At 64.4% G+C, this 3,784-nt stretch carries 4 protein-coding genes; 2 read left to right on the forward strand and 2 right to left on the reverse strand.

Annotated elements, in window-relative coordinates:
• A partial coding sequence (locus DYI24_RS22980) for a cytochrome P450 (protein WP_164573975.1) occupies positions 1-323 on the forward strand: 323 nt, incomplete at its 5' end.
• Between the two features lie 3 nt (positions 324-326).
• Here DYI24_RS22980 and DYI24_RS22985 read toward each other — a convergent pair.
• Positions 327-620 carry a hypothetical protein gene (locus DYI24_RS22985; protein ID WP_164573976.1) on the reverse strand — a complete coding sequence of 98 codons (294 nt, stop codon included), beginning with the start codon at positions 618-620 and terminating at the stop codon, positions 327-329.
• A 102-nt stretch (positions 621-722) separates the two neighbouring features.
• A complete protein-coding gene (locus tag DYI24_RS22990; protein WP_164573977.1) occupies positions 723-2,669 on the reverse strand; it encodes an alkyl/aryl-sulfatase in 1,947 nt (648 codons plus the stop codon).
• A 261-nt stretch (positions 2,670-2,930) separates the two neighbouring features.
• On the opposite strand from DYI24_RS22990, the gene DYI24_RS22995 reads away from it, so the two are divergent.
• Complete coding sequence (locus DYI24_RS22995; protein ID WP_164573978.1) at positions 2,931-3,584, forward strand: DsbA family protein; 654 nt, start codon at positions 2,931-2,933, stop codon at positions 3,582-3,584.
• Positions 3,585-3,784 lie beyond the last annotated feature (200 nt).

Genomic DNA, 3,784 nt, shown 5'->3' on the forward strand with positions numbered 1-3,784 from the left:
GCGTCACCATGAAGGCGGGCGACTTCGTCTGTCTGGCCTATGGCTCGGCCAATCGCGACGGACGGCAGTTTCCGAATCCGGACGTCTACGACCTTAAGCGCAAGCCAAAGGGCCACCTCGGCTTCGGCGGCGGCGTCCATGCCTGCCTCGGCTCGGCGATCGCCCGAATGGCGATCAAGATCGCATTCGATGAGTTCCACAAGGTGGTGCCGGACTACACGCGCACCGAACAGCGGCTGAACTGGATGCCGTCGTCGACCTTCCGCAGTCCGCTGCGGCTTGAGTTTGCAGTCGAGCAGGCCGCTGCGCGGTCTGCCGCCTGACGATCAGCGCTCCTCGGCCTCGCTCAGGGCGAGGCCGGTGAGTGCGGCGACGATCGCAAAGCCGGTCGCCGAGGTCAGGGCGAAATCGAGCAGCCGAAACGCCGGCAGGCTCAGCAGCGCCGGTGTTACGCCGAAGTTCGGGGACCGCGTCGCCACGAACGCAAAGCCGAGCCCGATCGCTGCGCCCATCATCGCGTGGCTGGCGATCGCCGTTAGCCGCGACAGCGTGCGCGCGTTGGGGCTTGGCTGCTTGATCCTGGCCTGGGGCGCTCGAACTGAAGGCTTCTTTCCACGCATGGCGGTCACCCTCGCTTGCTGAGGCGCCAACGCGGCTTGTGGTACGCCGTTCCTAAGCAGGGTACATTGCCCTGTCAGTGTCCGGAGCGGGACCGCAGCGGCTCAACTGACTGGATTGCGACGGGGTTCGACGATCTCGAACATCCGTGGAAACTCGTCCATCAGCCCCATCAGTTCGGCGAGCTTCATCGGATTGCCGCTGACCTTGATCTTGCCCGCGATCACCGCCTCGGGAAACGAGGTCTGCTTGGCGATCACCTCGTCGAGCAGGCTGCGCGGCAGCACGAAGCCGGCGTCGGCCGCGGCGGATTGCGTGCCGGCCACATAGGTCAGGGCGCAGTTCTCCAGCGTCAGCACCCAGGTTTCGCCGGTGTCGGTGAACTGCCAGTTCAGCACGATGGTCTTGCCCTCCGCCTTCGGCCCGTTGAGCCGGACGCCGAGCACGTCCCAGATTTGCGAGGTCTTCAGCGCCGACAGCGTCTCGCGCGGCATTCCGGGGCGCGTCGGCATTTTCGGCATGCCGTGGCGCAGCTCCTGGGCGCCGAACAGATAGGCGTTGCGCCAGGTCGAGCTCTCGGACTGGTAGCCAAGCTGTTCGAACGTATCGGCCAGCAGCAGTCGGCCGTCCTGATTGTCGGGATCGGCGAACACCAGATGGCTAAGCACCTGCGCCACGAAGCGGAATTCACCCCGCTCGAAATCCGCGCGCGCCTTCGCCAGCAGAACGTCGGCGCCGCCCATGTACTCGACGTACTTCTTGCCGGCGTCCACCGGCGGCAGCGGATCGAGATTGGCCGGATTGGCGTCGTACCAGCCGAGATACTTCTGGTAGATCGCCTTCACGTTGTGGCGGATGTGGCCGTAATAGCCGCGCGCGTGCCAGGCGCCATCGAGGCTCTTCGGCAGTCGGATCGTTTCGGCGATCTCGGCGGCGTTGAGGCCGTGGTTCATCAGCCGGAGCGTCTGGTCGTGGGCGAATTTGTAGATGTCGCGCTGCTGCCGGATCATCAGGTCGATCCGTTCGGTACCCCACACCGGCCAATGGTGCTGCCCGCACATCACCTCGGCCTTGCCGCCCCAGAGTTGCAAGGCCTCGCCGAGATAACCCGACCACGCCAGCGCATCGCGCACGTCGGCGCCGCGGAACGGCAGCAGATTGTGAAAGTTGTGGGTGCAGTTCTCGGCGAGGTTGAGCAGCCTGTAGCGCGGAACGAAGAAGTGCATCTCCGCCGGCGCTTCGGAGTTCGGCGCCATCTGGAATTCGAAGTCGACGCCGTCGATGCGGCGGGTGTCGCCGGTCGCCTTGATCAGGTCGGTCGGGCGGAGCAGCGCCGCGGTGCCGGCAGCCATTGTCTTGCCGAGGCCGCAATCGACATGGCCGCGTGGTCCTTTGGCGAGCAACGGTCCGAACTGATACTGCGCCCGCCGCAGCATCGCCGGCCCCGCAATGATGTTCTCGGAGACGGCGTGCTCCATGAACAAATCAGGCGCAATGATCGGTATCCGTCCGCTCGCGATTGCATCCTCGTCGAGCACGCCACGCGCGCCGCCCCAATGATCGGCATGGGTGTGGGTGAAGATCACCGCCACCACCGGCCTGTCGCCGCGGTGGCGGACATAGAGCTGCATCGCCGCGCGGGCGCCTTCGATCGAGGTGAGGGTGTCGACCACGATCACGCCGTTGTCGCTCTCGATCAGCGTCATATTGGCGATGTCAAAGCCGCGGACCTGGTACACGCCCGGTACGACCTCGAACAGGCCGTGCTGCATGTTCAGCCGCGATTGCCGCCATAGGCTCGGATCGACGGTTGCCGGGGCGACCTCGTCCTGCAGGAAACGATAGGGTTCGAGACTCCACACCGTGCGGCCCTGCGCCGAAATGATCGCGGCGTGGTCGATGCTGCCGAGAAAGCCCCGCGCGGCATCATCGAAGTCACTGGTGTCGGAGAACGGCAATTCGTCGAGCACCGCCTTATGACGCGCGAGGACCGAAGCGTAGGCATCTTTCGGCTCAATTGCGTCGTTGGTGACTGTGACGGTCTCGCTCATCGTCGGTCTCCTCCCTGCTTTCGTCGTCTGTCGCGACGGTGGCATCTCAGCCGATGCAGAAACGGATTGCAATCGCAGGTCCGTATCTTACGGTTAGTTCATGAAATGATCGATGCCGCCGAAGCGGTGCACCAATCAGGGAGGGGGCATGAGACTAATCAGTGGCGCCGCAAGGCCATCCATACCCGCGTGGCGGAAATTGGCGGGGCGCGTTTTGCATTGCGGGACGCCGGTGGCGGTGCTCCGGACAAAGGTTGCCTTATGAGTCTCAGCGTCGATCTATTCTGGTCGTTCCGGAGTCCCTACAGCTATCTGTCATTGCCCAAGGCGGTGAAGCTGGTCGAGCAATACGACTTCGTCATCAACGCGCGGCCGGTGTATCCGCTCGCGGTGCGCGATCCGACGTTCTTCAAGCGTACCGATCCGAGGTTCGCGCGCTACGTCGTGCTCGACAGCTTTCGTGTCGCGCAGAAGGAGGGAATTCCGTTTCGCTTCCCGCGGCCGGATCCGATCGTGCAGAACATGCAGACGCTCGAAGTTGCAGCCGAGCAGCCCTACATCACCCGCCTGACGCGCCTCGGCGCCGCCGCCCAGCTTGCTGGCCGCGGCCTGGCGTTCATCCGCGAGGTCAGCTCCGTGCTGTATGGCGGCGTGGTCGACAACTGGCACGAAGGCGATCATCTGGCCAAAGCTGCCGAGCGCGCCGGGCTCGATCTGGCGCAGCTCGAGGCTGAGATCGTAGCCGATCCCGACCGATACGATGAGACAATCCGCTGCAACGAGCGCGACCACGCCGCCTCCGGTCACTGGGGCGTGCCGACCTTCGTGTTCAAGGGCGAGCCGTTCTTCGGTCAGGACCGGCTGGATCTGTTGCTGTGGCGTCTGCAGCAGCATGGGCTGAAGGAGCGGGGCTGATCCGTCAATTCGGTGTGCGGACTAACCGCGCGGGCGATATGCGCCGATGCGGTTTGCCGGGGCCGATATTCATCTGTACAGCGGGAGCGCCGCTGGTTGCGCGGTGATCCTCCATCAGTTCGAGTCCGTTCGTTGTCGATCATCCTCGATCCCTGGTTCTACGCCGTCGCAATTCCCGCGGTGTTTCTGCTCGGCCTCGC

The sequence above is a fragment of the Rhodopseudomonas sp. BR0C11 genome, assembly GCF_010820945.1.
Lineage (GTDB): Bacteria > Pseudomonadota > Alphaproteobacteria > Rhizobiales > Xanthobacteraceae > Rhodopseudomonas > Rhodopseudomonas palustris_H.

Excerpts from the sequence above, each read along its gene's own strand:
- DYI24_RS22990 (WP_164573977.1), bottom strand. The coding sequence starts at position 2,669 with ATGAGCGAGACCGTCACAGTCACCAACGACGCAATTGAGCCGAAAGAT.
- DYI24_RS22985 (WP_164573976.1), bottom strand. The coding sequence starts at position 620 with ATGCGTGGAAAGAAGCCTTCAGTTCGAGCGCCCCAGGCCAGGATCAAG.
- DYI24_RS22995 (WP_164573978.1), top strand. The coding sequence starts at position 2,931 with ATGAGTCTCAGCGTCGATCTATTCTGGTCGTTCCGGAGTCCCTACAGC.